The 26,503-nt window shown below is 70.8% G+C and carries 22 protein-coding genes; 11 read left to right on the forward strand and 11 right to left on the reverse strand.

Annotated elements, in window-relative coordinates:
• Nucleotides 1-48: 48 nt before the first annotated feature.
• Nucleotides 49-1,356 carry a Na+/H+ antiporter NhaA gene (nhaA, locus tag BXA10_RS22180; protein ID WP_076472745.1) on the forward strand — a complete coding sequence of 436 codons (1,308 nt, stop codon included), beginning with the start codon at nucleotides 49-51 and terminating at the stop codon, nucleotides 1,354-1,356.
• Nucleotides 1,357-1,529: 173 nt separating this feature from the next.
• On the opposite strand, the gene BXA10_RS22185 is transcribed toward nhaA, so the two are convergent.
• The gene (locus tag BXA10_RS22185) at nucleotides 1,530-2,699 is read right to left on the reverse strand and encodes a vanadium-dependent haloperoxidase (protein WP_217696823.1); all 1,170 of its coding nucleotides are present in this window, start codon (nucleotides 2,697-2,699) and stop codon (nucleotides 1,530-1,532) included.
• A 501-nt stretch (nucleotides 2,700-3,200) separates the two neighbouring features.
• Between BXA10_RS22185 and wrbA the strand changes: the two genes are divergently transcribed.
• Nucleotides 3,201-3,800: an NAD(P)H:quinone oxidoreductase gene (gene wrbA, locus BXA10_RS22190; RefSeq protein WP_076472747.1), complete on the forward strand. Its 600-nt coding sequence runs from the start codon at nucleotides 3,201-3,203 to the stop codon at nucleotides 3,798-3,800.
• Nucleotides 3,801-4,202: 402 nt separating this feature from the next.
• Here wrbA and BXA10_RS22200 read toward each other — a convergent pair whose 3' ends face one another.
• Nucleotides 4,203-5,570, reverse strand: a complete 1,368-nt coding sequence (locus BXA10_RS22200) for a hypothetical protein (protein WP_245828365.1) — start codon at nucleotides 5,568-5,570, stop codon at nucleotides 4,203-4,205.
• 138 nt (nucleotides 5,571-5,708) lie between these two features.
• On the opposite strand from BXA10_RS22200, the gene BXA10_RS22205 reads away from it, so the two are divergent.
• The 6 genes from BXA10_RS22205 (at nucleotide 5,709) to BXA10_RS22230 (ending at nucleotide 11,210) form a co-directional block, all read left to right on the forward strand.
• Complete coding sequence (locus BXA10_RS22205; RefSeq protein ID WP_139338082.1) at nucleotides 5,709-6,302, forward strand: hypothetical protein; 594 nt, start codon at nucleotides 5,709-5,711, stop codon at nucleotides 6,300-6,302.
• Between the two features lie 170 nt (nucleotides 6,303-6,472).
• Nucleotides 6,473-6,859, forward strand: a complete 387-nt coding sequence (locus BXA10_RS22210) for a hypothetical protein (protein ID WP_084753142.1) — start codon at nucleotides 6,473-6,475, stop codon at nucleotides 6,857-6,859.
• 215 nt (nucleotides 6,860-7,074) lie between these two features.
• Nucleotides 7,075-8,049 (forward strand): hypothetical protein, encoded by a 975-nt coding sequence (locus BXA10_RS22215; protein ID WP_245828366.1) that lies wholly within the window; start codon nucleotides 7,075-7,077, stop codon nucleotides 8,047-8,049.
• Nucleotides 8,050-8,127: 78 nt separating this feature from the next.
• Entirely contained in the window at nucleotides 8,128-9,354 is a 1,227-nt protein-coding gene (locus BXA10_RS22220) for a sensor histidine kinase (protein ID WP_245828367.1), read from the forward strand.
• Complete coding sequence (locus BXA10_RS22225) at nucleotides 9,351-10,004, forward strand: response regulator (protein ID WP_076472819.1); 654 nt, start codon at nucleotides 9,351-9,353, stop codon at nucleotides 10,002-10,004. The genes BXA10_RS22220 and BXA10_RS22225 overlap by 4 nt, the downstream gene beginning before the upstream one ends.
• A 177-nt stretch (nucleotides 10,005-10,181) precedes the next feature.
• Complete coding sequence (locus tag BXA10_RS22230) at nucleotides 10,182-11,210, forward strand: SEC-C metal-binding domain-containing protein (RefSeq protein WP_245828369.1); 1,029 nt, start codon at nucleotides 10,182-10,184, stop codon at nucleotides 11,208-11,210.
• A 342-nt stretch (nucleotides 11,211-11,552) separates the two neighbouring features.
• Here BXA10_RS22230 and BXA10_RS22235 read toward each other — a convergent pair whose 3' ends face one another.
• The gene (locus BXA10_RS22235) at nucleotides 11,553-12,503 is read right to left on the reverse strand and encodes a hypothetical protein (RefSeq protein WP_139338083.1); all 951 of its coding nucleotides are present in this window, start codon (nucleotides 12,501-12,503) and stop codon (nucleotides 11,553-11,555) included.
• A 188-nt stretch (nucleotides 12,504-12,691) separates the two neighbouring features.
• Nucleotides 12,692-13,450, reverse strand: coding sequence for a hypothetical protein (locus tag BXA10_RS22240; RefSeq protein ID WP_139338084.1), 759 nt, complete (start codon nucleotides 13,448-13,450; stop codon nucleotides 12,692-12,694).
• Between the two features lie 87 nt (nucleotides 13,451-13,537).
• Here BXA10_RS22240 and BXA10_RS22245 point away from each other — a divergent pair, with 87 nt between their 5' ends.
• Nucleotides 13,538-14,080 (forward strand): RNA ligase 1 family protein, encoded by a 543-nt coding sequence (locus BXA10_RS22245; RefSeq protein ID WP_076472754.1) that lies wholly within the window; start codon nucleotides 13,538-13,540, stop codon nucleotides 14,078-14,080.
• Between the two features lie 171 nt (nucleotides 14,081-14,251).
• The gene (locus BXA10_RS22250; protein WP_076472755.1) at nucleotides 14,252-15,085 is read left to right on the forward strand and encodes an aldo/keto reductase; all 834 of its coding nucleotides are present in this window, start codon (nucleotides 14,252-14,254) and stop codon (nucleotides 15,083-15,085) included.
• Nucleotides 15,086-15,145: 60 nt separating this feature from the next.
• Here the strand turns inward: BXA10_RS22250 and BXA10_RS22255 are convergent, their stop codons facing one another.
• The 7 genes from BXA10_RS22255 to BXA10_RS22285 form a co-directional block, all read right to left on the reverse strand.
• Nucleotides 15,146-16,198 (reverse strand): ABC transporter ATP-binding protein, encoded by a 1,053-nt coding sequence (locus tag BXA10_RS22255; RefSeq protein WP_076472821.1) that lies wholly within the window; start codon nucleotides 16,196-16,198, stop codon nucleotides 15,146-15,148.
• Nucleotides 16,199-16,209: 11 nt separating this feature from the next.
• Nucleotides 16,210-17,352, reverse strand: coding sequence for an ABC transporter ATP-binding protein (locus BXA10_RS22260; RefSeq protein ID WP_084753144.1), 1,143 nt, complete (start codon nucleotides 17,350-17,352; stop codon nucleotides 16,210-16,212).
• Nucleotides 17,349-18,326, reverse strand: coding sequence for an ABC transporter permease (locus tag BXA10_RS22265; RefSeq protein ID WP_076472756.1), 978 nt, complete (start codon nucleotides 18,324-18,326; stop codon nucleotides 17,349-17,351). The genes BXA10_RS22260 and BXA10_RS22265 overlap by 4 nt, the downstream gene beginning before the upstream one ends.
• Nucleotides 18,327-18,486: 160 nt before the next feature.
• Entirely contained in the window at nucleotides 18,487-20,226 is a 1,740-nt protein-coding gene (locus tag BXA10_RS22270; RefSeq protein WP_217696824.1) for an ABC transporter substrate-binding protein, read from the reverse strand.
• Nucleotides 20,227-20,306: 80 nt separating this feature from the next.
• Nucleotides 20,307-21,317, reverse strand: a complete 1,011-nt coding sequence (locus tag BXA10_RS22275) for an ABC transporter permease (protein ID WP_076472823.1) — start codon at nucleotides 21,315-21,317, stop codon at nucleotides 20,307-20,309.
• 720 nt (nucleotides 21,318-22,037) lie between these two features.
• Complete coding sequence (gene katG, locus BXA10_RS22280; RefSeq protein WP_076472758.1) at nucleotides 22,038-24,269, reverse strand: catalase/peroxidase HPI; 2,232 nt, start codon at nucleotides 24,267-24,269, stop codon at nucleotides 22,038-22,040.
• 32 nt (nucleotides 24,270-24,301) lie between these two features.
• The gene (locus BXA10_RS22285) at nucleotides 24,302-24,733 is read right to left on the reverse strand and encodes a Fur family transcriptional regulator (protein WP_076472759.1); all 432 of its coding nucleotides are present in this window, start codon (nucleotides 24,731-24,733) and stop codon (nucleotides 24,302-24,304) included.
• 258 nt (nucleotides 24,734-24,991) lie between these two features.
• Between BXA10_RS22285 and BXA10_RS31905 the strand changes: the two genes are divergently transcribed.
• Complete coding sequence (locus tag BXA10_RS31905; protein ID WP_076472760.1) at nucleotides 24,992-26,488, forward strand: hypothetical protein; 1,497 nt, start codon at nucleotides 24,992-24,994, stop codon at nucleotides 26,486-26,488.
• The last annotated feature ends 15 nt before the right edge of the window (nucleotides 26,489-26,503 follow it).

Below are 26,503 nucleotides of genomic sequence, written 5' to 3' on the forward strand. Positions count from 1 at the left end.
AGTCTGGTCGGCGGTGCAATCAGCGACCCCAGCCGGAGGAGTTCCCGCGTGACCACACCCACCGATCGCACGCCACGCCTGCTCAGCCGCGGCAGCTGGCCGGAGGTACGCCGGATCGGCGACATCCTGCGTACGGAGACCGTGGGCGGGGTGTTGCTGCTGGCCGCCGCCGTGCTCGCGCTCGCCTGGGCGAACTCGCCGTGGTCGGACGCGTACCGGCGGATCAGCGACTTCGAGATCGGCCCGGCGGGGCTGCACCTGGACCTCTCGTTGGCGCAGTGGGCCGCCGACGGCCTCCTGGCGATCTTCTTCTTCGTCGCCGGCCTGGAGCTCAAACGCGAGTTCGTCGCCGGTGACCTGCGCGAACCACGGCGAGCGCTCCTGCCGGTCGCCGCGGCGCTCGGCGGCATGACGGTGCCGGCGGTTATCTACACGGTCTTCAACGCGCGGACCGGCGACGGCGCGTTGGCCGGCTGGGCGATCCCGACCGCGACGGACATCGCGTTCGCCCTCGCGGTGCTCGGCGTGATCAACACGCACCTGCCGGCGGCGATGCGGACGTTCCTGCTGACCCTCGCGGTGGTCGACGACCTGCTGGCCATCGTGATCATCGCGGTGTTCTACACCGGTTCGCTGCACTTCGGGCCGCTGCTGCTCGCGCTCGCACCGTTGGCGGTGTTCGGGCTGCTGGTGCAGCGCCGCGTCCGATCCTGGTGGCTGCTGCTGCCGTTGGCCGTGGTCACCTGGGCCCTCGTGCACGCCTCCGGGGTGCACGCCACGGTCGCCGGGGTCGCGCTCGCGTTCACCGTGCCGGTGCTGCGCCGCAAGCCTGGGCCCGGCACCGGCCTGGCAGAGCACTTCGAGCACCGGTTCCGTCCGCTTTCCGCGGGCGTGGCGGTTCCGGTGTTCGCGTTCTTCGCCGCAGGGGTGTCGATCGCCGGAGCGGGTGGTCTGGGCGCGACGCTTACCGACTCGGTCGCGGTGGGAGTGGTCGTCGGGCTGGTCGTCGGGAAGGCCGTCGGGGTCTTCGGCGCCACCTGGCTGGTGCAGCGGTTCAGCCGGGCCCGCCTCGCCGAGGGAATCGACTGGTGGGACGTGTTCGGGCTGGCGCTGCTGGCCGGGGTCGGCTTCACCGTCTCGCTGCTCATCGGCGAACTCGCGTTCGGCGCCGGCAGCGAGCGCGACGACCACACCAAGATCGGCGTGCTGCTCGGGTCGCTCCTGGCGGCACTGCTGGCCACCGTCGTCCTGCGTGCGCGTAACCGCCATTACCGGCGGCTGTGCACGGTCGAAGAACGCGACAGCGATGCCGACGGCGTGCCGGACGTCTACCAGGAGCGGCCTGGTCTGGCCTGATCCGGTTCTTCCCGCCTACCGGGCGGCCGGTGTCGGCGACGGACCGCGTGGGTGACCGCCGCGGGGCTGGAGCTTCCCGGCCCGACCGCCGTGCCGGCAGTCGGGCCGGGCCGGTCACCGGACCGTCTTCGACCTGGACCGCATCGCCCCCGGGAGGGTTCGTCGGCCGCGGGTCATCGCCGTGGGTGGAAGTAGTTGCGGATCATGTACGCGGTGACCTTCGCCCCGATCTTGGCACCCTCGACGTCGGCGGTGCGCGTGTGGATGCCGCCCCAGATCCGGGCCTCGGTGACCTCGGCGAGGGCTTCTGAGAAGCCGCTGAAATGGCGAGTGGTACCCGAGGCTTCGCTGTAGGCGCTGAACGCGATGTCGTCCCGGCCGAAGAAGTGTCTCAGCGCCGACATGCTCGCCGCGGTGAAGCAGGTGTGCCCAGAGGTGAAGTCCGGGTGGGGTGGCGTGACGAGTAGTGGCATCCAGTCGGGGTCGGCCTCGGTGGCCGGGTTGCCGTCGGTGTCGGCCAGTTGGATCGCGGTGACCGGTCGCCAGAACGTCCAAGCGGCCTTCTCGTTGTAACAGGCGGTCGTCGCGTCGGCCTCGGCAAGGTCCACCATCGCGAACATCCGCGCCGTCTGCAGGGAGCTCAGCCGCTGCGTCGTGGCCAACTGGCGCTTGATCTCCCACTCGCCCAGGTGCCGGTCGTGCCACCAGACAGCGGCCTCCGTCTGATCGGCCGTCCGGGTCGAACTGTCGACCGCTCCGATCGCCTTGACCTCGTTGAGGTCCCGGGCATACTGCTCGCTGGTGAGCGCGGGCGGGCCCGACGAGCGGAACATCGACGGGCTGGGGATGAGGAACGGCTTGAGGTTGGCCACCCACGCTCCGTCGTTGGCGTTGGTGGGCGGGGTGGGTCGCCACTGGCCCGGCTCGGTGCCGACCGGCCAGGCCGTCGGGCCGAACGCGCCGTCGTCGCGTCGCGCGTCGATCATCGCGGCGGCGGTTCGACTGCCCACGGAGATCCCGCGTCGCTTCGCACTGCCGCCGGGGATGGCGGCCAACCACTCGTCGTACTGCGTCCGTAGCCGCGTCTGCTGTGCTGGAAACAGGGAGCTGAGCACCTGGAAGGCGGCCGTCCCGACTGCCGCGTCCACCGACTCTCGTCCGTTGGTGGCCGGCTTGATCAGGTACGGCTGGTACGGCGCTCCGGCGATGGCGTTGACCGCGTCGTAGATGGCGCCGTGCACCATTGCGAAGCTGCGCGCCTGGACCTGCGGCTGTTGACCCGCCACGTCCCAGATCGCGTACTGCGCGTTGCGGTCCCACTCGATGACCGCGTTTTCGGACATGCTCGCCGCGCTGGCGTACGCGGCAGTGGTGACGGGCGCGGCCGGCGAACCGGCGGCGAGGATTCCGACAATGATTGCGCACGCAGCTGTTCGGCGCGTGCGGCGGTGATGTGTCATGCTGCCCCCTTGCCGGCATACGGCCAACCGCAATTCAATCGACGCCTATCAGCGCCACGAGCACGCTACCGCGCGTTCAGGACGGCCATAACGGCCGAAAGGTTGATGGAGTCGTCGCCCGGATCGGACCCGCATCGGTCGTTGTCCCGCGAGTGGCGGCGGGCACGGTGGCGAAGGTCACGGAGACTCCCCGGAGAGCCGCCGCGCCAGCGCGGACTCCTGACGACCGGCGCAACCTCCGGGATCGGACGCCGGGCGCGCTACTGGATGGCACGCGGGAGCGCCCGGTCCGGCGGTGGCATCGGGGCAACCATCGGCTAGACTCCTTGATTGTTGCCAGCGCAAATATCACGTCGGCAACTATCCAATGAAAGGACTTCTTCGATGACTAAGCTCGCCGTCATCTACTACTCCTCCACCGGCACCATCCACTCGATGGCCAAGCGGCTCGCCGAGGCCGGCGAGAAGGCCGGTGCCGAGGTGCGCCTGCGCCAGGTTCCGGAGCTCGCCCCGGCCGAGGCCATCGCCTCCAACGCCGCGTGGAGCCAGCACTTCGACGCCACCAAGAACGAGCCGAAGGCGACCGCCAACGACGTGGTCTGGGCCGACGCTGTGCTGTTCGGCACCCCGACCCGCTACGGCAACGTCTCCAGCCAGCTCAAGCAGTTCCTCGACACCCTCGGCCCGCAGTGGATGCAGGGTCTGCTGGCCAACAAGGTGTACGCCGGCTTCACCTCGACCATGACCGCTCACGGCGGCCAGGAGTCGACCCTCCTCGCCCTCTACAACACGATCTACCACTTCGGCGGCCTGATCGTTCCCCCGGGCTACACCGACCCGGTGAAGTTCGCCGACGGCAACCCGTACGGTGTCTCGCACGTCACCGGCGGCAACAACGACGCCCCGCTGGGCGACGCTCAGATCGGCGCGCTCGACCACATGGCCGAGCGGGTCGTCAACTTCGCCGCCAAGCTCAGCGCCTGACCCATTCGCGTGTCGCCCGGCTCGCGGTAGCGCGGGCCGGGCGACACGTCCTGGTCGACCCAGGCGTACTTCAGGCAGAGTTCGACAACCTGAGCGTTGACCTGTCCACCCTCGTCACGCCCGCCACCCCGGACCTGGTCGCGCCAGCAGCAACAGGGCCGCCCGCTTCCACGTGGCGGGACGGTCTCAATCCCTCTGCGCGGGAAGTGGTCCTCCGGTCAGTGGGTCCGGTGAAACTCGATCAGGTCACAACTGTCGAGGTCGCCTTCAAATCGGTACAGCCAGCGCTCTTCGCGGTCGCCGGAGATCCACACCTGGAGGTCCCCAAGCATCAGGTCCTCGGTGCTCGCTGACTCGAGATCGAGTGTCCACGTGCCCGCTACCGAGCGACCCGTACCCATCTCAGCCCGGTGATGGATCACCGCCGACCTGGCCGAGGATCGGCTTGCGCAGCCCGGTTGCATCGACGGCGTCCGGCGGCTTGCGGTGGATCGTGTAGTGCAGCACCAGGAACGGCAGCCCGAAGACCCAGAACGCGTGCTCGGCGCGCAGTTCGCCGTCCCGGACGTACACGTCGAGTTCCTCGGCGAAGCCGTGCACCGCGAGCGTGGTGAGCTGCCGCGACTCCGGCTCGACGTAGGTCAGGTAGTGGCCCGGGTGGGGCAGGTCGCTGCGGCTGGTGAGGACCAGGCCGCCGTCGGGGCGCGGGCGGGGCAGCAGGGTGGCCGTGAAGCTGGCCTGCGGCAACGGAAAACCGACGCTGACGTACCCGCGCCCGTCGTGCCGGTACGTGGTGTAGATGCCGACGTAGATCGGTTCGTCAGTGTCGACGTACGAGCGGATCCAGCCCCGGATGCCGACCACGCCGCCCCGCTCGGGGCTGATCGTGTCGATGCGGCTGCGTACGCCGCGCTTCGTCTCCCGCTGGTTCATCGGTACGTTCGCCTGTCCGAGCGGGCGGGCCAGGAAGGTGCGGTAGAGCAGGTAGCCGGGGCGTACCCAGAGCCGCCACTCGGGCACGATGTCGAGGGTGAAACGGGTGGTGTGCTCGTAGAACTCGCGCACCCTCGGGTCGACGCCGGCCGGGTCGAACCCCGGGCCGGTCAGCTCGTCGAAGGAGGCGACGATGCCGACGTCGGGCGCGTCCGCGCGGTAGTCGCCGCCGACCACCCGCGCCAGCTCGCGGACGTAGCCGGTACCGACGTACCGGGTGCGCGACTCGAGCGGCACCACGAACGGAAGCTCCTCGGCGCCGACCCGCTCGGCGAGCAGGCTCACCTGGGGACCGCGGAAGACCAGCGCCGCCAGCATCCGGTACGCCAGCGCGGTGGCGGCGGCGACGATCGCGGCAGGAGCCGGGTGCCCCGTCCAGACCCTCTCGTCAACGGTCGACAGGCCGTAGCCGACGGCGGCCCCGACCAGCGGCCCGAGCAGCACCTTGTGCGGTCGTACGCCGAGCAGCCCCACCACCACGCCGGTCGCGAGGCCCACCACGAGCGGACCGGCGCCGGTGAGCCAGCCGGCGGTCCAGCCGAGCGGGGCGGCGATCGCCGCGCTCATGACGATCCGCGACCAGAGCGCGGGGATCTCGCCGGGGCGCTGCCGGGCCCGCGCCACGGCCTCGGCGGTACCGAGGAGTGCCGCGCCGGCGACCGCCCCGGACAGCCCCACCGGCCAGCCCCAGCGGGCGGCCAGCGCCGCTCCGGCCAACGCGCCGATCACCACTGCCGGTCCGATCGAGCCGGGCCGGCGGACATCCCCCGAGGTCACGCCGGGAAATCTACCGCCAGCGGCGGCCAACCGTAGTACCAGAGGGGTACGGCAAGACCGGACCGTGGGGTGACGTCCTGCCCGTCGACGCGTTCGTACGGTCACGGCCTCATCGAGACGAGCCCTGTAGGAGAAGCCGTGTCCGTCCAATCCCACCCGCGTTCCACCGCAATGGAAGAGAACAGCCGGGCGCGCCGGCTCACGGCGTTGACCGGCCGCAGCCTCGCCTACGGCGCCCTGCTGCCGCTGATGGCCCTGGCCGCCCTGCCGACCGTCCTGTTCGGCCGGGCGGGCACCGCGCTCTCCTGGTGGCGCGCGCTGCGGACCCGGGTGCTCGCGGCGCCACCCGTCGAGGTCCGGCGCCGGGCGGGTTGGCTCCCCGTCGCCGGTCACGGCCTGCTCAGCCTCCTGCTCGGCGCGGCGGCGCTGCCGCCGCTCGGGGTCCAGCTGCTGATGGTGCTGCGCGGGATTCTCTACGGCCTGGTGGTTCCCGGGCCGTACGACCACGCGTGGGGCGGGCCGACCCTGGCCGGCGCGTGGGTGGTGCACTTCCTGGTGGGCATACCCACCTCCGCCGCCGGGCTCGCCCTGCTGCTCGCCATCGCCGCGCTGCACCAGCGGCTCACCGCCGCCCTCGACGGGCAGCGGCTGCGGCCGTGGGTACGGCCGGTGGCGCTGCTGATCTGCGCTGCCATGGGACTGTTCTTCGTAGCCTGGCTCCACCAGATCTAGTGCGGGTCCACTAACGTTCACCGCGTTCCGGTGGGCTGTTGTGGATCCTCGCCTTTGGGCGAGCGACTCCCCACCGGGTGGTGGAGCAGGCCAAGCGCGGGAGACGAATGGGTACGCCGTACACTCCCGCCGCCAGGTTCCGCCGCACCCAAGCTGAACGCGTCGATCAAGTGCTGTCTTGGCAGCGGACGGACCAGGCGTTCTTCGCGGCCGGCGCGTGCCATGTGCTCGCCTGGGTCGCCGCCGAGCAGTACGCTGCCGCCGGCTTCGGCATCACCGGACTACGTCAGCATTTCGAGCCCTACGTCAGCCACGTGATCATCAGCAACGGCCGCTGGGCCTTCGACCACGATGGCTGGACGCCCTTGCCCGAGCTGCTGCGCGCCACCGCCGAGTACGAGCCGGAGCCGAGCTGGGAGCTGCTGCCGATCACATCGACGCTCCAGGACTTCTGCGCCGCGCAGCACCACCGGCTGCCGGAGCAGTACGCGCACGACCCGCTGCCACGTGCCCGGAGGTACCTGAAGCAGCGGCCCCGCCCGCCGGAGGCGGTCTGAGCCGGCGCTGACGGGTGGGCGAGGGCCTGTCCAGACGCCTCCGGCGAAGGACCGCACCCGCTCGTACGCCTACCTCCGCTCGCTCGACCGCACCATCGGCGATCACGGAGACGACGCCGGCCTCCTACCGTGGTAGGAGAACCGCTCGTACCGGAGGCCGGAGGTCGGGACCGCGGGCGGGCGCTTCGAGGCCCCGGTTCGGCGACCGTGAGGGCATGACGTACTCACCAGTCTCGTTGCGGCAGGCGTACCACTGGCACCGGCCGCTCATGTTCGTGGCCGCCACGATGGTGGCGCTCGGGCTCGTCTCCCTGGTCGGCCTGGTCGTCGACGACCGGATGCTGGTCGGGGCGCCGATCTGGCTGAAGCCGTTCAAGTTCGCCCTGTCGTTCCTCTTCTACCTCGTGACCCTGTCCTGGCTGATCTCGCTGATGCGGCGCGGCAGGCGGATCGGTTGGTGGGCCGGAACGATCGTCGCCGTGACCGGGTTCGTCGAGGTCGGGCTGATCGCGGTACAGGCGGGCCGGGGCCAGCAGAGCCACTTCAACGTGGCCACCCCGCTGGACACGGCGGTCTTCGGGCTGATGGCCGTGCTGATCGCCGTCCTGTACAGCGCCTCACTGGTGCTCGCCGTACTGCTCATGGTCCAGCGGATGCCCGACCGGGCGATCGCCTGGGCCCTGCGCCTGGGCCTGCTCATCGCGCTCGTCGGGATGGGCCTCGGCTACCTGATGGTGATGCCGACGCCCGGCCAGGAGGCCGCCGAACCGGTCACCCTGGTGGGGGCGCACAGCGTCGGGGTGCCCGACGGAGGACCGGGGATGCCGATCACCGGCTGGAGCACCACCGGCGGCGACCTGCGGATCCCGCACTTCGTGGGGATGCACGCCCTGCAGGCGCTGCCGCTGCTCGCGATCGGGATCGGTCTGCTGGCCGGGCGGCTCCCCCGGCTGCGCGACGGTGGGGTACGGCTCCGGCTGATGCTGGTGGCCGCCGGCGCGTACGCCGGTCTGGTCGCGCTGGTGACCTGGCAGGCGCTGCGCGGTCAGCCGCTGATCCACCCGGACGGCGTGACGCTGGTCGCGGCCGGGGCGCTCGCCGCGGTCACGGCCGTCGGGGTTCTGCTCGCGCTGCGCCGGCCCGCACCGCAACCGTCGACCAAGAACGAGCGTCCCGAGGTGTACGCGTGATCAGCCCGGTCGCAGCCGCCAGGTCGGTCCGGTCCGGCCGTGTCGCCACCGCCGGATCGGCGGGCCTACGCTGACATGGTGGTCACACGCTGGGTGTCGCGGTTGTTCGACGACCGGTACGCGTGGCTGCGACTGACCCTGCTGTTCCTGAGCGGCGTCGGTTACCTGCTGCTGCGCCCGGTTGCCGCCGAGCCCTACGCCCCTGTCGACTGGGCGTTCGCGGCGGCCGCTCTCGCGTTGTGTCCGGTCGGCGTGCGGTGGCCGTTCCCGGGCGCGCTCAGCGCGGCGCTGGTGTTCGCCCTCGCGGGTTGGTTCGGTCAGGCCGAGCCGATCGTGCCGCAGGTGGGTGCCACCTGGGCGGTCCTTGAGCTGACCCTGCGGGTGCCGATGCGGCAGGTGGCCGTCGGCACCGGGGCCCTGCTCGTCGGTTATGTCGCCGACTCGCTGAACGAGCTGCCGTGGGGCCTGCCGAAGTGGCTGTACGGCGTGGCGACCGTGGTGGGGGTGCCGCTGCTGCTGGGTCTGAACATCCGGGCCGGCCGGGAACTCGCCCGGCAGGCCGAGCAGCGGGTAGCGGTCGAGGCGCGCGCCGCCCGGACCGATGAACGCGCCGCCATCGCCCGCGAACTGCACGACCTCGTGGCGCACCACGTCGCGTCGATGGTGCTGCGGGTCGGCGTGGCCCGACACGTCCTGCGCGACACCGACTCACGGGTCGGCGAGGTCTTCGACGACCTGCACGCCAGCGGCAAAACCGCGCTGACGGACCTGCGGCGGCTGGTGGCGGTGCTGCGGAATCCCGCCCTGCTGGCTGACGGTTCGGGTTACGTGCCGATCGAGCCGGGCGCCCTGCCCGAGGCTCTGGCGGAGACGGTGGACCGGGCCGTGAAGACCGGCCTGACGGTGGAGGCGACGATCGACCCGGAGGTGGCGACGTTGGACACCGTACGTGGGTTGGCGGTGCTGCGATTGACGCAGGAGGGGCTGGCCAATGTGGCCAGGCACGCCGGGCCGGCGGCGCGGGCGCGGGTGTGCGTGCGGATGCGCGACGGGGACGTGCACTGGGAGGTCAGCGACGACGGAGGCGAAGGTGGCACGGACGTCGGCGGTCGCCGGGACGTGGACGGCGGCGGGTCCCGGCGGGGCCCACGACGCCCCGAGGCATGGCCGGCGGTGGTCGAGGCCGGGCACGGGCTGACCGGGATGCGGGAGCGGGTCGAACTGCTCGGCGGCAGCCTCGTCGCCGGACCGGATGGTTCCGGGTGGCGGTTGCGGACCGTCCTGCCGGCGGGGGCCGGCCGATGATCCGGGTGCTGCTCGTCGACGACCAGCGGTTGGTCCGGGCGGGCCTGCGTATGCTCTGCGACTCGGCGCCGGATCTGACGGTGGTCGGGGAGGCGGAGAACGGGCAGCAGGCGATCCGGCTGGCCGAGCAGGTCACCCCCGACGTGGTGCTGATGGACCTGCGGATGCCGCTCGTGGACGGAACCGCCGCCACGGCGCGGATCCTCGCGAACCGGCCCGCCGTGCGGGTGGTGGTGCTGACCACCTTCGACGACGACGATCACCTGTTCCCCGCGCTCGCCGCCGGCGCCTGCGGTTTCCTGGTCAAGGACGCCTCCCCGGACGAGCTGCTGGCCGCGATACGTCAGGCAGCGGCCGGCGACACCCCGTTCAGCCCGGCGGTGTTGCGTCGCCTGGTCGACCAGGCGGTCCGGGCGCGGCTGGGCGAGGCGCCGGCCCCGTCGCTGCCGGCGACCCTGACGGCGCGGGAGCGGGACGTACTCGCCTGCGTCGGAGCGGGGCTCTCCAACCGGGAGATCGCCGATCGGCTGCACCTCGGGGTGACCACGGTGAAGACCCACGTGACGAGCCTGCTGGCCAAGACGGGTGCGGGGAACCGGATCCGGTTGGCGCTGCTGGCCGCGCAGTCCGGCCTGATCCTCGAGAGCTGAACGCCGACCGGCCGGTCGCGGCGTCACTGCAACCGGCAGCGCGCCCCATCCGTCCTCTGGTGTCGGAATGCGCCCTGGCGAGCCGGTGGCACGATCCGGCTCTCGTCCACCTTCGTGAGAGCGGCGTAACAGGTGATCATGCGGCGGTTGCGGCCGTTCCGGACGTACCGTGAGATCGTGCCGAAAGACGTGATCACAACCGCCGACCTCGCCGAGATCCGCCGCACCGCGCTCGGGGCGGCCGACCCGCTCGGAGTGGCCGCCGACCTGGCCGACGCGGTGGAGCAGGGCCGGCTGGCGGAACCCGACAGCGCCGGGGAGGCGCTGACCCTCGCCGCGGAGATCGCCGAGATCCGGTCGCGGCTCGACGCCGCGCTGCGCTACGCCGACCGGGCCGTCGAGGCGTACCCGTCCGCGGACGACCCGCGTGCAGGCATCGCCCGGGCGGTGCGCGCGCGGATCCTGTTCCGCACCGGAGGCCGTGAGGACGAGGCGATGGCCGAACTCACCGCCCTGCGCCCGCTCCTCACCGAGCAGCCCGACGCCCCCGCGTACGTCAGCGCCGCGCTGGAGACCGGCGGCCGCGCGAAGACCTCCGAGGAGTGGCTGAGCGAAGCCCTCGACAGCCTGCTCGGCCAGCGCGCCAAGGCCGCCGAGGCGATCACGGCCACCGAACCCGTGGTGGAGGTCGGCCCGCCCGAGACCCCGGGCGTGACGTTCTTCCTGCTGCAGCAGCGCCACCGGGTACGCCGCAACCTGAACCTGCCGCACGACCGCAACGACGACCTCGCCGACCGGCTGGAGGCGCAGCTCGTCCGCCGCGCCCAGCAGACCGGGGAGACCGACCTGCTCTTCTTCCCGCAGGCCGAGTTCGACCGCCTGCTCGGTGAGCAGGCCACTCTCGCCGAGACTTACGGGGCGAACTGGGACGAGCACCGGGCCCGGCTGGAGAAGGCGCTCGTACGGCAGGCCGACGCCGGCGGCCTCGGGCTGCACGTACTGCGCGCGTCGGTGGCCGGGCTGACCGGCTACGCCGGCCGGCAGGGCGGCGAACCGACGGATCAGCGGACCCGGGCCGGGTACGCGGGTGAGCTGTCGACGCGGCCCGACGCGCGGATCCCGTGGCCGCCGGAGCGCAACGACGCCTGCTGGTGCGGCTCGGGCCTGAAGTACAAGAAGTGCTGCCTGCCGCGCTCGCGCAGCTGACACGGAGCCGTCAGGTCCCGCCAACCGGAGCCGCCCGAGGTGATCGTCCACCTCGGGCGGCTCGGGCTGCCGGGCATAGTCGTCGGGACGCAACCGGCCGGTGACGGTGGCGCCCTCGACCTCGGGACAGCGGACAACCGCGACCAGCCAACCCTGGGTGGCCAACTCGTCCCGGCAGCGAGCGAGCAGGTCGGTCTTACCGGCACCGGCCTCCCCGCTGACCAGCACGATCCGCGGGCCGACGCCCGTCGCCTCGGCGGCCGCACAGGGAGATCACCCAGGTCACCGAAAGTGCGAGCCGGTCAGGCACGGCCTCCGGCACCGGTGCCGGAGGCCTGACGGTCACCGTTTGTCGATCAGCCCCGCCAGAGCGGCATCGCCCTGCGCCATCACCGTGCGGCCCGGGGGAAGCACTCCGCCGACGACCATGATCCGGTGGCAGCCGTCGAGTTCCACGTACGTCTGCGGGTCCTCACCACTGGTGGGCCAGAGCAACGCGAAGCGGCTGGCCTGCTCAGTGCACGCCGCCACCGGCCCCGCATCCCGCAGCGCCTGCCCGATCGCCGTTCGGCGCTCCGGCGACAGCACCGTCCCGTGCACGAAGTTGCCCGTGCCCGGATCGCTCTTCAGCAACTCGTAGACGCAGAGGCGGATCTGACGACCGGCGGGAAACGGCTCCGGCAGAGCCTTGCGCGGTGAGCTGGGGTTCATCGCCGTCTCCACCGCGATCATGTCCTTCCAGTCCTGGCTGCAACCCGCCTTGGCAGCTTCGGCCGACACCAGCTCGGCAACCGTCCGCGTCGAGACGGTACTCAGCGGCAGCGCGGCGAGCGCTCCCTTCACCTCGGGCCGGAGCTTGCCGCACCGGTCAAGAGGCATTCCAGGGCGCGTCCACCGGCCATCGGCGCCGATCAACGCGAGCCACGGGGCACCTGGCAGCTCGGTGGTGCATGGCCCCGCAACGAACGGCTCGTCCGGTAGGCGGAGGGATGCGACGAGCCCATCCACCTCGTCGGTACGACGCTCCGTCAGCACCCTGTCCTGACCGCCATCGGGACGTTGCTGCGTCTCCTGCCCGCAGATGACCAGCGCGACCGGGCTGAAGCCGTCATCGAGCGGGGGCAGTGCGCCCGCGTCCTTGGCCGTGACCATGAAGCCGGCCGTCGTCATCTCCGGAGCCACCTCGACACACGAGGTCCAGCTCCCCCGCCCACCCGGATCACCGGCCGCGACACCGTCGGCCGGGTCCTTCTGGGCGGGAGCGCAGCCGACCAGCGCCAACCCGACAAGCACGACCGCCACTCGACTGCCAACCGCCCGCACAACCATTCGGCCCCCTCGTGATCGACCACTGAGACGGATACCGACCGCCTCCGGTTCCCGTGACCGAACACCGAACTCGAGACGCGGGCACGCCTGCCTCCCCGCACGGCACCAATTGGAAACGGGCGACCCTCCCCCAGCCGCGGACCGATCAGCGCTCAGGAGCGGCGAACCGCCTGCCAGGCCGCGGTGAGCACCGCCCGATCCGCGTCGTCGACCAGTTCGGGCGCACCGAGCACCATGGCCGACTCCATCAGGGCCACCCCGGCTGTGCTCCACGGCTCCAGCAGGATCTCGTCGTCGTCCTCATCGACGGTGAACGCAGCCGATCCGCCCCGCTGCCGGGCGCTTCCTGTCACGCACCTCCACACGAGGGCGAACGCGGGCCCGATCGGGGAACCGACGGGGCCGGCACCGGGCACGGCGAGCACTCCGTCGTGATCACCGTCGCGGTAGACGGCACCGTTGGGCTGCCCGCTCAACCAGCGATCCCACGCGCGGCGGTACGCGTCGCCGGCATCGGGATGCCGCGCCACGGCCAGGTCGCTCGCAACGGATTCGGTGAGCTGGTCGGCCCGTTCCAGGACATCCACCACCGCGTCACCGTTGGGGCCGAACAGGACCGCGGGACGCAACTCCTCCAGGACGTCGACCGCGAAGACCCGGCTGTAGCTCGCGCCCACCCGCAGGTTCTGCGCGGCGTCTGCGAGGGCGGCCCGTTCCTCCTCGGTGACCGCGGGGACGCTCCTGACCCGGAACAGCCGGCCCGGCCAGCGCACGGCGTGCACCGCGTCGAGCCGGTGGTGCACCACGATCCACGGCGGGTCGAAGGACGGCATCCTGGCCCGTGCGCCGACCTGCGCACCCGCCATCGGCTCGTCCGGGTCACCCTTGACGTACACGAAACCGTCGACCACCCACGGCACGATAGTGCCCACGGCTCCGGCGCGGAGGGCGCGATCTCCGCCGGCAAAGTCGCTTGCCGCCGGTGAAATCATCTTCGTGTGAACAAGATCCCCACCCTGTTCCTCCGCGATCCGGACGACCGCAAGCGCGTCCTGCCCGAGGCGAATCCCGTCTGCCAGTGGGTCCTGGACGGCGAGGGCACACCGACGCGCAAGTACGACGGCACGTGCGTGATGCTCGATGAGGACGGCACCTGGTGGGCACGGCGCGAGGTCCGGCCGGGCCGGACCCGCCCGCCGGGCTACCAGCCGGTGATGACCGACGAGGTCACGGGCAAGACCGTGGGCTGGGAGCCGATCGGGCAGTCGTCGTACGCGAGGTACCACGCCGAGGCGCTCGCCGGCCTGGGCGAACAGCCGCGCTCCGGCACGTACGAGCTGATCGGCCCGAAGATCAACGGCAATCCCGAGGGCGTACCCGGGCACGAGCTCGTGGCGCACGCCGAGGCGGAGAGGCTGGAGGTGCCGCGCGACCTGGGCGGCCTACGGGCCTGGCTGCTGGCCCACCCGCAGTACGAGGGCATCGTCTGGCACCACCCGGACGGCCGCCGAGCCAAGTTGAAGCACCGCGACTTCGCCTGAGGCGGGGGTACGCGCGGGCAGCGCCGAGTTCCCGGCGTCCCGTCCCTGCGGCCCGACCAGGTCACCTGCGAGCGGTAGGGTCACGGAGCCGGCACCGACGACCTGGGCCGCCCGGTGAGGCGGCCACCGCCGGGGCCGGTCGACCAGGCTCGAAGGGAAGGCACCTCAACGATGGCGATTCCGCATCTGACCGCCGCCGACGGCACCTCGTTGCCGGCGATCGGGCTGGGCACGTACAAGCTGACCGGCGCCGAGGGGGTCGACGCGATCGGCCAGGCGATCCGAGCCGGCTACCGGCTGATCGACTCGGCGGTGAACTACGAGAACGAGGGTGCGGTGGGCCGGGCCGCTCGCGCCGCCGGCGTCCGCGACGAGCTGGTCGTCACGTCGAAGCTGCCGGGGCGGCACCACCGCCACGCCGAGGCGTTGACCACGATCGAGGAGAGCGTCTACCGCACCGGTCTCGACCAGATCGACCTGTACCTGATCCACTGGCCCAACCCGAAGGTCGGCCTGTACGTGGAGGCGTGGCGGGCGTTGATCGAGGCGCGCGAGCGTGGCCTCGTCCGGCACATCGGCCTGTCGAACTTCCTGCCCGAGCACATCGATCGGCTGCTGTCCGAGACCGGCGTGGCCCCGGTCGTCAACCAGATCGAGATCCACCCGTACTTCCCGCAGCAGGACGCCGTCGAATACCACCGCGCCCACGGGATCCTCGTGCAGGCGTGGAGCCCGCTCGGCCGGGGCAACGACCTGCAGGAGAACCCGACGATCGTGGAGATCGCGGCCGCCCACGGCGTCACCCCGGCGCAGACCATCCTCGCCTGGCACGTGGCCCGTCAGGTCATTCCGTTGCCCAAGGCCGCCTCGTCGCAGCGGCAGCAGGAGAACCTCGACATCTTCGGGATCAAGCTCACCGACGCGGAGGTCGACGCCATCACCGCGCTGGGCCGCCCTGACGGTCGCCTGAAGGATCAGGACCCGGCGGAGTACGAGGAGTTCTGAGCCGCCGGCGGGCGGCGCCGGGACGCGCGCCCACCGAGCGGCGGCGAACCGCGGGCGGGTCTACGCGGCCACCGGCTCCGCCGACTCGGCGGCGAAGTGGCAGGCCACGGCCTGCCCGCCGGCCAGTTCCACCAGCGGCGGCGTCGTGGTCGCGCAGACCTCCTCGGCCTTCCAGCAGCGGCTGCGGAAGCGGCAACCGGTCGGCGGGTCCAGCGGCCCGGGCACGTCGCCGGACAACCGGATCCGCTCCCTCGGCGCCCCGCCCCTCGCCACCGCGAGGTCCGGCACCGCCGACAGCAACGCCTGCGTGTAGGGGTGCGCGGGGGCGCCGTACAGCGGGTCACGGGGGGCGATCTCCGCCACCCGTCCGAGGTACATCACCGCCACCCGGTCGCAGAAGTGGCGGACCACACCCAGGTCGTGGGCGATGAACACGAATGCGATGTTGAACTCTTTGCGCAGGTCCTCCAGCAGGTTCATCACCTGCGCCTGAATGGACACGTCGAGGGCGCTGACCGGCTCGTCGGCGACGATCACCTTGGGCTGGACCGCCAGCGCCCGCGCGATGCCGATCCGCTGCCGTTGACCGCCGGAGAATTCGTGGGGATAGCGGTTGTAGTGCTCGGGGCTGAGACCCACCACCTCCAGCAGTTCCCGTACTCGGTCCAGCTCCTTGCCCTTCGGCACCACGTCGTGCACCCGCAGCGGCGCGCCGATTATCGATCCCACCGTGTGTCGCGGGTTCAGCGACGAGTACGGGTCCTGGAAGATCAGTTGCAGTTCCCGCCGGTACGGGCGCAGCTCCTTCTCCTTCAGTCTGGTGATGTCGGTGCCCTGGTAGAGGAGCTGCCCGCCGGTGGGCTCCAGCAGGCGAGTGATCATCCGTCCGGTGGTGGTCTTGCCGCAGCCGGACTCGCCGACCAGGCCCAGCGTCTCCCCCGCACGCAGCTGGAACGACACCCCGTCGACCGCCCGGATCGGTTCGCTCCGGCAACCGAGCCAGCCCTGGCTCCGGGTGGCGAAGTGCATCTGGAGGTCCCGCAGCTCCAGCAGCGGAGCAGCGGTCTCGCCGACCGCCGTCGGACGGGTCTCGGTGTCGGTGGTCGTCGTCATCTCGGGTCCCTTCACGGCAGCCGGGGCAGGATCTCGGTCTGGAAGACCTGCTCCGGGTCGGGCAGGTGGCAGCGGGACGTCCGCGTGGTGTCGGCCGCCCGGGAGATCAGGTCGGGCAGCTCACGCGTGCAGGCGCCGTCGAGCCGGCCGGCGAACTCGCAGCGCGGGTGGAACGAACAGCCGGTGGGAAGCGCGAGCAGGCTGGGTGGCAGGCCCGGGATGGGGTGCAGTCGGGTGGGCTCACCGCTGACCGCCGGGATGCTCTCCAGCAGTCCCCAGGTGTAGGGGTGCTGCGGCCGTCCGAGGATCGCCTCCACCCGGCCGTGCTCGACGGCCCGTCCGCCGTACATGACCAGGACGTCGTCGGCGATCTCCGCGACCACGCCGAGGTCGTGGGTGATGAACAGGACCGCCGAACCGAAGTCCTGCTGCAGATCCATGATCAGATCGAGGATCTGCGCCTGCACGGTGACGTCCAGCGCGGTGGTCGGCTCGTCGGCGATCAGCAGCTTCGGGTCGTTCACCAACGCCATGGCGATCATCGCGCGCTGCCGCATGCCACCGGAGAACTGGTGCGGGTGATCGTCGAGGCGCCGCCGCGGGTTGGGGATACCGACCCGGCCCAGCAGGTCGACTGCCCGGTCCCGGGCGACCCGCTTGGACACCTTGTGGTGCGCCCGGTATGCCTCGACGATCTGGTCGCCGACGGTGAAGTACGGATGCAGCGACGACGGCGGATCCTGGAAGATCATGGCCGCGGTGCCGCCCCGGTGCCGGCGCAGCTGCGCCGGTGACATCCCGACGATCTCCTGGCCGCCGACGCTTATCGAGCCGGTGATCCGGGTGCTGCTGGGGTCGTGCAGTCCCATGATGGCCATGCTCGACACGCTCTTTCCGGATCCGCTCTCGCCGACCACGGCCAGCGTGCGGCCAAGCGACAGGGTGTAACTGAGACCCTGGACCGCCCGCACCGGACCGTCCGCCGTCGGGAAGGTGACGGTGAGGTCCCGCACCTGGAGGTACGGCGTCTCGGCGGAACGGTCGTCGCCGCCTCGACGGCGGGTGCGGGCGACGGTCTGCGGCTTGCGTACGCCCGGCTCGGAGGTGCCGCCGGGCTCGCGGTCCGGCGTCTCCAGCAGCTGCGGTTCGGTCATCCCAGCCTCACTCGCGGGTCGAGAATCGTGTAGAGGATGTCGACGAGCAGGTTCATCGCGACCAGCACCACCGAGCCGATCAGCACACCGGCCATGAGCACCGGCAGGTCGTACTGGTTGAACGCCCGCAGGGTCAGTACACCGAGTCCGGGCAGTCCGAACATCGCCTCGGTGAAGATCGCGCCGGTCAACTGGAACGCGAGGTCGAGGCCGAAGATGGTGGCGATCGGGGTGACCGCGGCGCGCAGGCCGTGCCGGTACACCACCCGGCGCTCGCTGATGCCCTTGGCGCGGGCGGTGCGGATGTAGTCCTCACCGAGCGTTTCGATCATGGAGGCCCGGGCGTACCGGGTGTACGCGGCGGCATTGGCCACGCCCAGCGTCAGCCACGCGGCCAGCAGCCCGACCGCCCAGGTGAGCGGGTTCTCCAGCAGCGGGTGGTATCCGGCGTGCGGCAGGAACGTGGCGTAGAGGGCGACGAGCAGTGCCAGCACGAAGTAGGGCACTGCGTTGATGCCGAGCGAGGTGCCCACCATGATCCGGTCCAGGTAGGTGCCGCGTCTTCGGGCCGCGACGACGCCGGCCAGGATGCCGACGGCCAGGTAGACCACCGCACCGCCGAGCACGATCGAGACGGTGACCGGCAGCGCCTGCCCGATCAGCTTCGTGACCGGCTGCCCGAGGGTGTACGAGTAGCCGAGGCAGGGGGCGTCGCAGTCGATGGTGAGCCCGCCCGAGTGGTACGTCCGCCCGGCCACCAGGCCCTTGAGGTATTCGCCGACCTGCTGCACGACGGGCTCGTCCAGGTTGAGGCTGGCGCTGATGTCGGCGTACCGCTCCGGGGTGCAGCGCTGGCCGCAGATGACGCCGGCCGGGTCGGTGGGCGCGACGAAGAACAACCCGAAGCTGGCGACCAGCGTCACGACGATGACGGAGACCGCGCTGGCGATCCGTCGCAGAAGGTAGATGAGCACCGTCGAGGCTCCTGTCGCAGCATGCTGGGGCCGACGGCCCGCAGCGGAGGACGAGGGACGGTACGCCGAGACCGAGCGCCCCGGGACGTCCACATGGAGGGGGGCGCCGGCCGGAACCGGATTGCTCCGGCCGGCGCCCATTTGGGAGTGAGGAGTTAGGTCAGTTCTTCAGGTAGAGGTTCGGGTAGAACGGCTCACCCATGGTGGCGTCGCCCTCGGCTCCGCCGATGTTGGCGCCGACGAGGAAGGCGAGCTTGCCGTAGTAACGTGGCAGTGCCACATACATGCCCATGATTTCCTTGTCCAGCTCCGCCCACTTCGCGGTGGCCTGATCGACCGGGAGGTTGCTGATCTCGTCGATCTTGGCGTCCAGCGCCTTGTCACTGAGCATGCCCCAGCTGGTGCCGTCGCTGATGCTGTGCGACTGGAAGAGCACCGGGAACCAGCTGCTGCCGCTGGGCCAGTCCGAGCACCAGCCCTGCGGCGCCTGCCCCATGTTGACCGGGGCGTCGTAGTCGGCGATCTTGGCGCGCAGCTCGGCGGTGGGAACACCGATCGGCTTGACGGTGAAGCCCGCCGCCTTGAGCGCGTCCACCCGGATCTGGTTGGTCTGCTGCGGGATCGGCTTGGTGTTGTCGTAGTACCAGCTGAGCTCGAAGCCGACCTTGCCGGCCGCCTCCAGCAGCGCCTTGGCCCCGGCCGGGTCGCCCTGGCCGACGCCGCTCAGGTCCGGCAGCGCGTCGTACTTGGTGTAGCCCGGCACGCTCGGCGGCAGGACGGTGCTGGCCGGCTCGGAGTTGTAGCTGTTCAGCCCACCGGCCTTGTTGACCTGGTCGTACGGGTACGCCTTGGCGATCGCCTTGCGCACCTCCAGCGGGATCTTGCGGGTGTCCAGCTGCACCGAGTAGGTGCAGGGGTTGTCACCCTGGATCAGCTGGGCCTTCTTGTCCCCGGTCAGCTGCGGGATCAGCGAGGCGTCGACGGCGCCGTAGTTGAGCGCGTTGGCGTCTTCGCCGGCGCTGTTGAGGACCTGCTGCTGGGTCTTCGGGTCCTCACCGCCCCACTTGAAGTCGAAGCCGTCCGGGTACTGGTGGCGCACCGGGTCGGTCTCCGGGTCCCAGTTCGGGTTCTTCTTGAGCTTCAGCTCGGTGCCCGGGGTGAAGGTGTCGAACTGGTAGGGGCCGGTTGCGAGGGGGTTGTTCTTGTAGTTCTCCTTGGTGTCCTTGGCCTTCGGGATCGGGGTGAAGGCCGGGAAGGAGAGGTAGAACGGCAGGTCCGCGAAAGGCCGGGAGAGGTGGATGACCAGCGTGCTGGCGTCCGGGGTCTCCACGCCGGAGTAGGCGTCGCCGTCGGTGTACGGGCCCTTGTACTTGTCGCCGTCCTTGAAGAAGGTCATCTGGTACGTCGGGCCGTTGGCGAACACGTCGTGCGCGAACGACCGCTTGATCGCGTACGCCAGGTCCTCGACCTTGACCTCGCTGCCGTCGGCGTACTTGATGCCCGGCTGCAGCTTGAAGGTCCAGGTCAGCTTGTCCGCCGAGACCGTACCCAGGTCGGTGAGGTCCGGCACCAGCACCGGCTTGCCGTTGCGCAGCGCGAACTGCGTCGGGCTGCGCATCACCAGCTTCGCGATCGCGTTGGCGTCGACGTAGTAGATGTCGGTCGGGTCGAACGTGCTCGGGGTCGACTGGGAGTAGACCGTGACGACGCCGCCCTTCTTGGCGCCGGGCACCTCGGCCGCCGGACCCTTGGCGGTCGGGTCGAGCGCGGCCTGCTGGGTCTCGATGCCCTTGGAGTCACCCCCGCCGCTGCTGCCGTTGTTCGACGAGGGGCTGCCGCAGCCGGACACCGCCAGCGTGGCGGCCACCGCGGCGGCGAGACCCACCTTCACTTGCCTCACAGACGTGCTCCTGTCTTTCTTGCTGTCAGCGGACCCGAGACGTGCGTGGGTCCGGGTTTCTCCTCCGGGCCGGGCCGTCCTCATCGACGGGTCCGGGGGTCGAAGGCGTCGCGTACGGCATCGCCGAGCAGGCTCAGGGCGAGCACGAGGATGGTGATGCCGAGCACGGGCAGCCACAGGTAGAGCGGGTCCGCCCGGTAGTAGGTGGTGGCCGCCGAGATGGTCAGGCCCCACGACGGAGTGGGTTCGATCAGGCCGGCGCCGAGCACGGTCAGGCCGGCCTCGGCGACCACGTACCCGGGCAGGGCCAGCGACACGGAGACGACGATCGGCGCGACCAGGTTCGGCAGCAGTTCCTTGAACAGCACCTGCCGGGTCGGGATGCCGAGCACCCGGGCGGCGGAGACGAACTCCCGCTCGCGCAGCGACAGCACCTGGCCGCGGACGAGGCGAGCGAGGCTGGCCCAACCGAAGAACGCCAGCACACAGATCAGCGAGATGAATCGGATCCGCGCGACCGCCTCGGGTGCGGCGCCCTCCGCGCCCCCGAAGATCGCCACCAGCACGGCGGAGCTCGCGATGGCGAAGAGGAGATACGGCAGGCTGAGCACCAGGTCGATCAGCCAGGAGAGCACCCGGTCCACCCAGCCGCCGGAGAAGCCGGCGACCAGGCCCACGACCACCCCGACGGCGGTGGTGATCGCGGTGACCGCACCGGCGACGATCAGCGACGGGCGGGCGCCGTAGACCCAGCGGGCGAAGAGGTCGCGGCCGAGTCGCGGCTCCACCCCGAACCAGTGCTCGCCGGTCGGTCCGATGGTGGGGTAGCCGAACTCGTCGATCAGGCTCTGGTGCAGGTCGGTCGGGTTCTGCCCCTCCAGCCGGGCGAGCACCGGCGCGAAGATCGCGATCAGGACATAGATCGCGCAGATGATCGCGCAGATCATCGCCACCTTGTCCCGGCGGAGGCGACCGAGGGCGATACGGGTCGGCGACTTGCTCAGCGTCCGGATCGGCGCTGCGGCTGACGCGGTGTTCTCGACCTGATCGTCGGGGTCGCCGGCGGGTAGCGCCCGCGGTTCCGTGACCATCGGCTCCACGCGCGACGACCTCCTCATAGAGCTGGGAATTCGACCGCCGACGACCGGACACGGTCGTCGGCGGCATCTCTTGACGGGGAACCCTAGCGACGGAAATGAGTTCGATTCGGGTCGAGTCCGTAACAGCCCTGTTTCATCGGCGCAATTCCATTTATGGATTCTCGGCCACGGACTGTGCCCGTTGCCGAATGGAAGGCGGCGCCCGCCAGCGGCGGCCCCGCGAACCCGACTGGCCGCGAAACCACGGAACGATCGGGCGAGTTTTGCCAGGTCAACCGCTGCTTACCGCACGTCGAGAACAGCGCCGGCGAATCCGGCACCGGGATCGACAAGTGTCCGCGAATTGCGATTGCTCGCGAAGGCAGGGAAAGCGAGCGCAGCGACGTGCACCGCGGGCAGCATCCGCGACCGGAAACATGGCCCGGTTGCCGCGACACCGCCCCGGGCAGCCAAATCGTGACCGACAGACCAGACAGATAGTCAACGAATTCTATGCGTAATGCGTCCGGCCGTTCCTCGGGTATCCATGATGGACGGCGGATGGCGGGCGATGCCCCGTCCGTGTCAGATCAGCGGCACTCTCGGGCGGCGGTTCCCACCGCCGGGCGGCTACCGCCGACGACAAGTCGTCGCGGCCGTCGGACCGGGCGGGACGCAGAAGCGGCCAGGCCGGCCCCCACACGGGGAGCCGGCCTGGCCGTCGCGGATCGATCAGACGAGGTCGAACCGGTCCAGGTTCATGACCTTGACCCACGCCTTCACGAAGTCCTGCGCGAACTTCTCCCGCGCGTCGTCGCTGGCGTAGACCTCCGCGACCGCCCGCAGCTCCGAGTTGGAGCCGAAGACGAGGTCCGCGCGGCTACCGGTCCACTTGACCTCGCCGGTGGCGTTGTCGCGACCCTCGAAGGTGTTCGCGTCCTCGGACGTCGCCTTCCACGTCGTACCCAGGTCGAGCAGGTTGACGAAGAAATCGTTGGTCAGCGCACCCGGCTTGTCGGTGAAGACACCCACCGGCGACTGCGCGTGGTTGGCACCGAGGACGCGGAGACCACCGACGAGGACGGTCATCTCGGGCGCGCTCAGGGTCAGCAGGTTCGCCCTGTCGATCAGGAGGAACTCGGCCGGCAGGCGGTGACCCTTGCCCAGGTAGTTACGGAACCCGTCTGCGGTCGGCTCCATCGCCGCGAACGACTCGACGTCGGTCTGCTCCTGCGACGCGTCCGTACGGCCCGGGGTGAACGGCACCTCGACGTCCACGCCCGCGGCACGGGCGGCCTGCTCGACGGCGACGCCACCGGCGAGGACGATCAGGTCGGCCAGCGAGACCTTCTTCCCGCCGGTCTGGGCGGCGTTGAACGTCTCCTGGATGCCCTCCAGGGTGCGCAGCACCGTGGCCAGTTCGTCGGGGTTGTTGACCTCCCAGTTCCGCTGCGGCTCGAGCCGGATACGTGCGCCGTTGGCGCCGCCACGCTTGTCGCCGCCACGGAACGTCGACGCGGACGCCCACGCGGTGGAGACCAGCTGGGACACGGTCAGGCTGGAGGCGAGGATCTGCGCCTTGAGGGCGGCGACGTCCTCGGCGTCGACGAGCTCGTGGTCCACCGCGGGGATCGGGTCCTGCCAGATCTGCGTCTCGGCGGGGACCTCCGGGCCGAGGTAGCGGACGATCGGGCCCATGTCGCGGTGGGTCAGCTTGAACCACGCCCGGGCGAACGCGTCGGCGAACTCGTCCGGGTTCTCCATGAAGCGCCGGGAGATCTGCTCGTAGATCGGGTCGACGCGCAGCGCGATGTCACTCGTCAGCATGCCCGGGGCGTGCCGCTTCGACGGGTCGTGGGCGTCCGGGACGGTCCCGGCGCCGCCGTTGTGCTTCGGCTTCCACTGGTGCGCGCCGGCCGGGCTCTTGGTCAGCTCCCACTCGAAACTGAAGAGGTTCCAGAAGAAGTTGGTGGTCCACTTGGTCGGCGTCGTGGTCCAGGTGACCTCCAGGCCACTGGTGATGGTGTCCGCGCCCTTGCCGGTGCCGAAGCTGTTCTTCCAGCCCAGGCCCTGCTCCTCGATCGGGGCGCCCTCGGGCTCGGGACCGACGTGGTCGGTCGGACCCGCACCGTGGGTCTTGCCGAAGGTGTGGCCACCGGCGATCAGGGCGACGGTCTCCTCGTCGTTCATCCCCATCCGGGCGAACGTCTCGCGGATGTCCCGTGCCGAGGCCAGCGGGTCGGGGTTGCCGTTCGGGCCCTCCGGGTTGACGTAGATGAGGCCCATCTGGACCGCGGCGAGCGGCTGCTCGAGGTCCCGGTCACCGGTGTAGCGCTCGTCGCCGAGCCAGGTGGTCTCGGGGCCCCAGTAGACGTCCTCGTCGGGCTCCCAGACGTCCACCCGGCCACCGGCGTAGCCGAACGTCTTGAAGCCCATCGACTCGAGAGCGACGTTGCCGGCGAGGATCATGAGGTCGGCCCACGAGAGGCTCTTGCCGTACTTCTTCTTGACCGGCCAGAGCAGCCGGCGGGCCTTGTCGAGGTTGCCGTTGTCCGGCCAGCTGTTCAGCGGCGCGAAGCGCTGCTGACCGGCGCCGGCGCCACCGCGGCCGTCGCTGACGCGATAGGTGCCGGCGCTGTGCCACGCCATCCGGATGATGAACGGGCCGTAGTGGCCGAAGTCGGCCGGCCACCAGTCCTGCGAGGTGGTCAGCACCTCCGCGATGTCCTGCTTGACGGCAGCCAGGTCGAGGGACTTGAACGCCTCGGCGTAGTTGAACTCCTCACCGAGCGGGTTCGCCACGGCGGGGTTCTTGGCGAGGATCTTCAGGTTGAGCCGGTTCGGCCACCAGCCGCGGTTGCCGCCACCCTGGGTCGGGTGCGGGGCACGTCCGTGCGCGACCGGGCAGCGCGATTCGCTTCCCGCTTCCGCGTCGTGGACGACGGCGTCGTGGTTCTCGGACATCGGGTTCCTTCCGTGCTTCTTCATCAGGGGGATCAGGAGTTACCTGTGGCGGAACAGTCGGGGCACAGGCCCCAGTAGACGACCTCGGCCTCGTCGATCGAGAAGCCGGGGGCGTCGGATGCGGTCAGACAGGGTGCCTCGCCGACCGCGCAGTCGACGTCCGCGATCAGACCGCAGTTCCGGCACACGACGTGGTGGTGGTTGTCCCCGACCCGGGACTCGTAGCGAGCCACGGAGCCGGCCGGCTGGATCCGCCGCACCAGACCCGTCGCCGTCAGCGCGTGCAGCGAGTCGTACACGGTCTGGTGGGACACCTCGGGAAGGTCGCTGCGGACGGCACCGATGATCGAGTCGGTGTCGGCGTGCGGGTGCGCGTACACCGCGGTCAGCACCGCCACGCGCGGACGGGTCACGCGTAACGCGGCCCCGCGCAGCAGTTGCTGGAAGTCCGGAGTCGTGGACACGGCACGCAGTCTTCTTCGCTTTTTGGAATCAGTCAAGATTATGGGCTGAACGTCACCCCGGCCCGGCCGAGGCCAGCAGCCATGCGGACACCAGGGACGTGGCCCAGATCACCCGCATGCCGTGCCACCCGGACCTCGGCCAGTGGTCTGCGCGTCCCTCCGCCACCGCGCACGCACCGGCACCGGCACCGGCGGAGAGTTCTTCCGGAACGGTGACGGGCGACATATTGTGAGGGCCGGCCAGCGGGAGGATCACGTATGGACGCGGCGCAAGCGATCTCGTTGGTGGCGAACTGGATCCGGTCTCACGGCCTGGACTACCCCGCCGACGAGTTGACGGCGGACCGCTTCGAGTCGGGTTGGAGCGTCTACGCGCCGGTAGCCGTCGACGACAGCGACCCGATGGCGTTCCTCGACATGCCGGTGGGACGATCGGTGTTCCTGGTGGGAGACTCCGGGCGCATCGAGGAGGTTTCCTCCTCGCTCCCCCCGCAGCACGCACAGGACCGGTTCACCGTGCAGGAGATCGCGAACGGGCACGCCTGCGCCGAGTCGGACGAGTCACAGTTCATGGCCGAGTTCGAGCGGGCTTTCCACCAGGCCGGAGCGGGACATCCACCGGCCGTCAGCAGCTTCACCGTCGTCGACAACCCACCCGACGACGCCCGAACCGCCGCGGAGGCCTCGCAGCTGCTCGAACCGATCGTGCAGCAGCTGGCCCAACTCGGGCCGCCCGGCTGGCAGCGGTTCTCGGCCGAGTTCGCGTTCACCGTCTCCGCCGAGATCGCCGACCTCATGTTCTGGTCCGGCGACCGGCCGCTGCCGGTGCCCGTCCCGTCGCGGGTCGGCGAGCTGGTCCGTCACCAACGAGACGTCGCCGCGCGGATGCCGGCCGGGCCGTGGTGGCGACTGCTGTTGACCGTGACCAGTCACGGCGAGATGACCGTGGGCTACGACTACGGCGACGAACCCTTTCCCGACGGCCAACTGATGCCGCCCGAGCACTACCGCAATGACCTGGCGACCTATCCCCGCCCGCACGTACCGGTATGGCTCGCCGGGTACGTCGCCGGGCCCGCCGCACAGGGTCGCGACCCGCAACGTGCGGCGGCCGCGGCAGCGGCCGACGCCGCCGGCGGCCGCACGGCCACCGCCGTGGACGACCTCCCCTCCCTGCCGGACCTCTGGGGACGGTGGGCGGCGCTGTCGGCGGTGTACGCCGGTATCAGGTCGGACTGGGGACCACGCATCTTCCCAGGGCACGGCTGGTACGAGAGCGACCGCCGCAGCGGATCGGTCCTCTTCCTGCTGCCCGGTGAACGCGCGGTCCTCTCCGGCGGCAAGTGGAACTCGGCGCTGCTCGAAGCCGCCTACAACGGTGGCCGGCCCCTGCCCGACCTCTACGCCGGAGCACCCGCCTGGGTCACCGACAGCGTCCTCAACACCCGTAACCGCAACGGCCTGTTGACGTTCTGCCTCTGGTGGGACGGCGGCCGGTGGTACCGGGGCGCCACGGACACTTCCGGCGAACTCGACGTTCCGCTCCCTGAGATCTGGACCCCGGACGAGACCGTGCGAGCGATGACCAGCCAGACCGGTCCCGGCACCGCCGCCGCCTGCGAGGCGCTGCTGACCGCTGTCGGCAATCGCAGAGTCCGCGCGCACGAGGTGGCCGCGCTCTTCACCCGCGTGCCCGGCGCCGACGTCGGCACCGCCATCAACCAACTCAGCCTCGCGGGACTACTGGCCGAATAGAGCCGCAACCTCACC

This window comes from Micromonospora avicenniae (assembly GCF_900156065.1).
Lineage (GTDB): Bacteria > Actinomycetota > Actinomycetes > Mycobacteriales > Micromonosporaceae > Micromonospora > Micromonospora avicenniae.

Excerpts from the sequence above, each read along its gene's own strand:
- BXA10_RS31905 (WP_076472760.1), top strand. The coding sequence starts at position 24,992 with ATGGACGCGGCGCAAGCGATCTCGTTGGTGGCGAACTGGATCCGGTCT.
- BXA10_RS22260 (WP_084753144.1), bottom strand. The coding sequence starts at position 17,352 with ATGACCGAACCGCAGCTGCTGGAGACGCCGGACCGCGAGCCCGGCGGC.
- BXA10_RS22225 (WP_076472819.1), top strand. The coding sequence starts at position 9,351 with ATGATCCGGGTGCTGCTCGTCGACGACCAGCGGTTGGTCCGGGCGGGC.
- wrbA (WP_076472747.1), top strand. The coding sequence starts at position 3,201 with ATGACTAAGCTCGCCGTCATCTACTACTCCTCCACCGGCACCATCCAC.
- BXA10_RS22185 (WP_217696823.1), bottom strand. The coding sequence starts at position 2,699 with ATGTCCGAAAACGCGGTCATCGAGTGGGACCGCAACGCGCAGTACGCG.
- BXA10_RS22255 (WP_076472821.1), bottom strand. The coding sequence starts at position 16,198 with ATGACGACGACCACCGACACCGAGACCCGTCCGACGGCGGTCGGCGAG.
- BXA10_RS22215 (WP_245828366.1), top strand. The coding sequence starts at position 7,075 with ATGACGTACTCACCAGTCTCGTTGCGGCAGGCGTACCACTGGCACCGG.
- BXA10_RS22275 (WP_076472823.1), bottom strand. The coding sequence starts at position 21,317 with ATGGTCACGGAACCGCGGGCGCTACCCGCCGGCGACCCCGACGATCAG.
- katG (WP_076472758.1), bottom strand. The coding sequence starts at position 24,269 with ATGTCCGAGAACCACGACGCCGTCGTCCACGACGCGGAAGCGGGAAGC.
- BXA10_RS22250 (WP_076472755.1), top strand. The coding sequence starts at position 14,252 with ATGGCGATTCCGCATCTGACCGCCGCCGACGGCACCTCGTTGCCGGCG.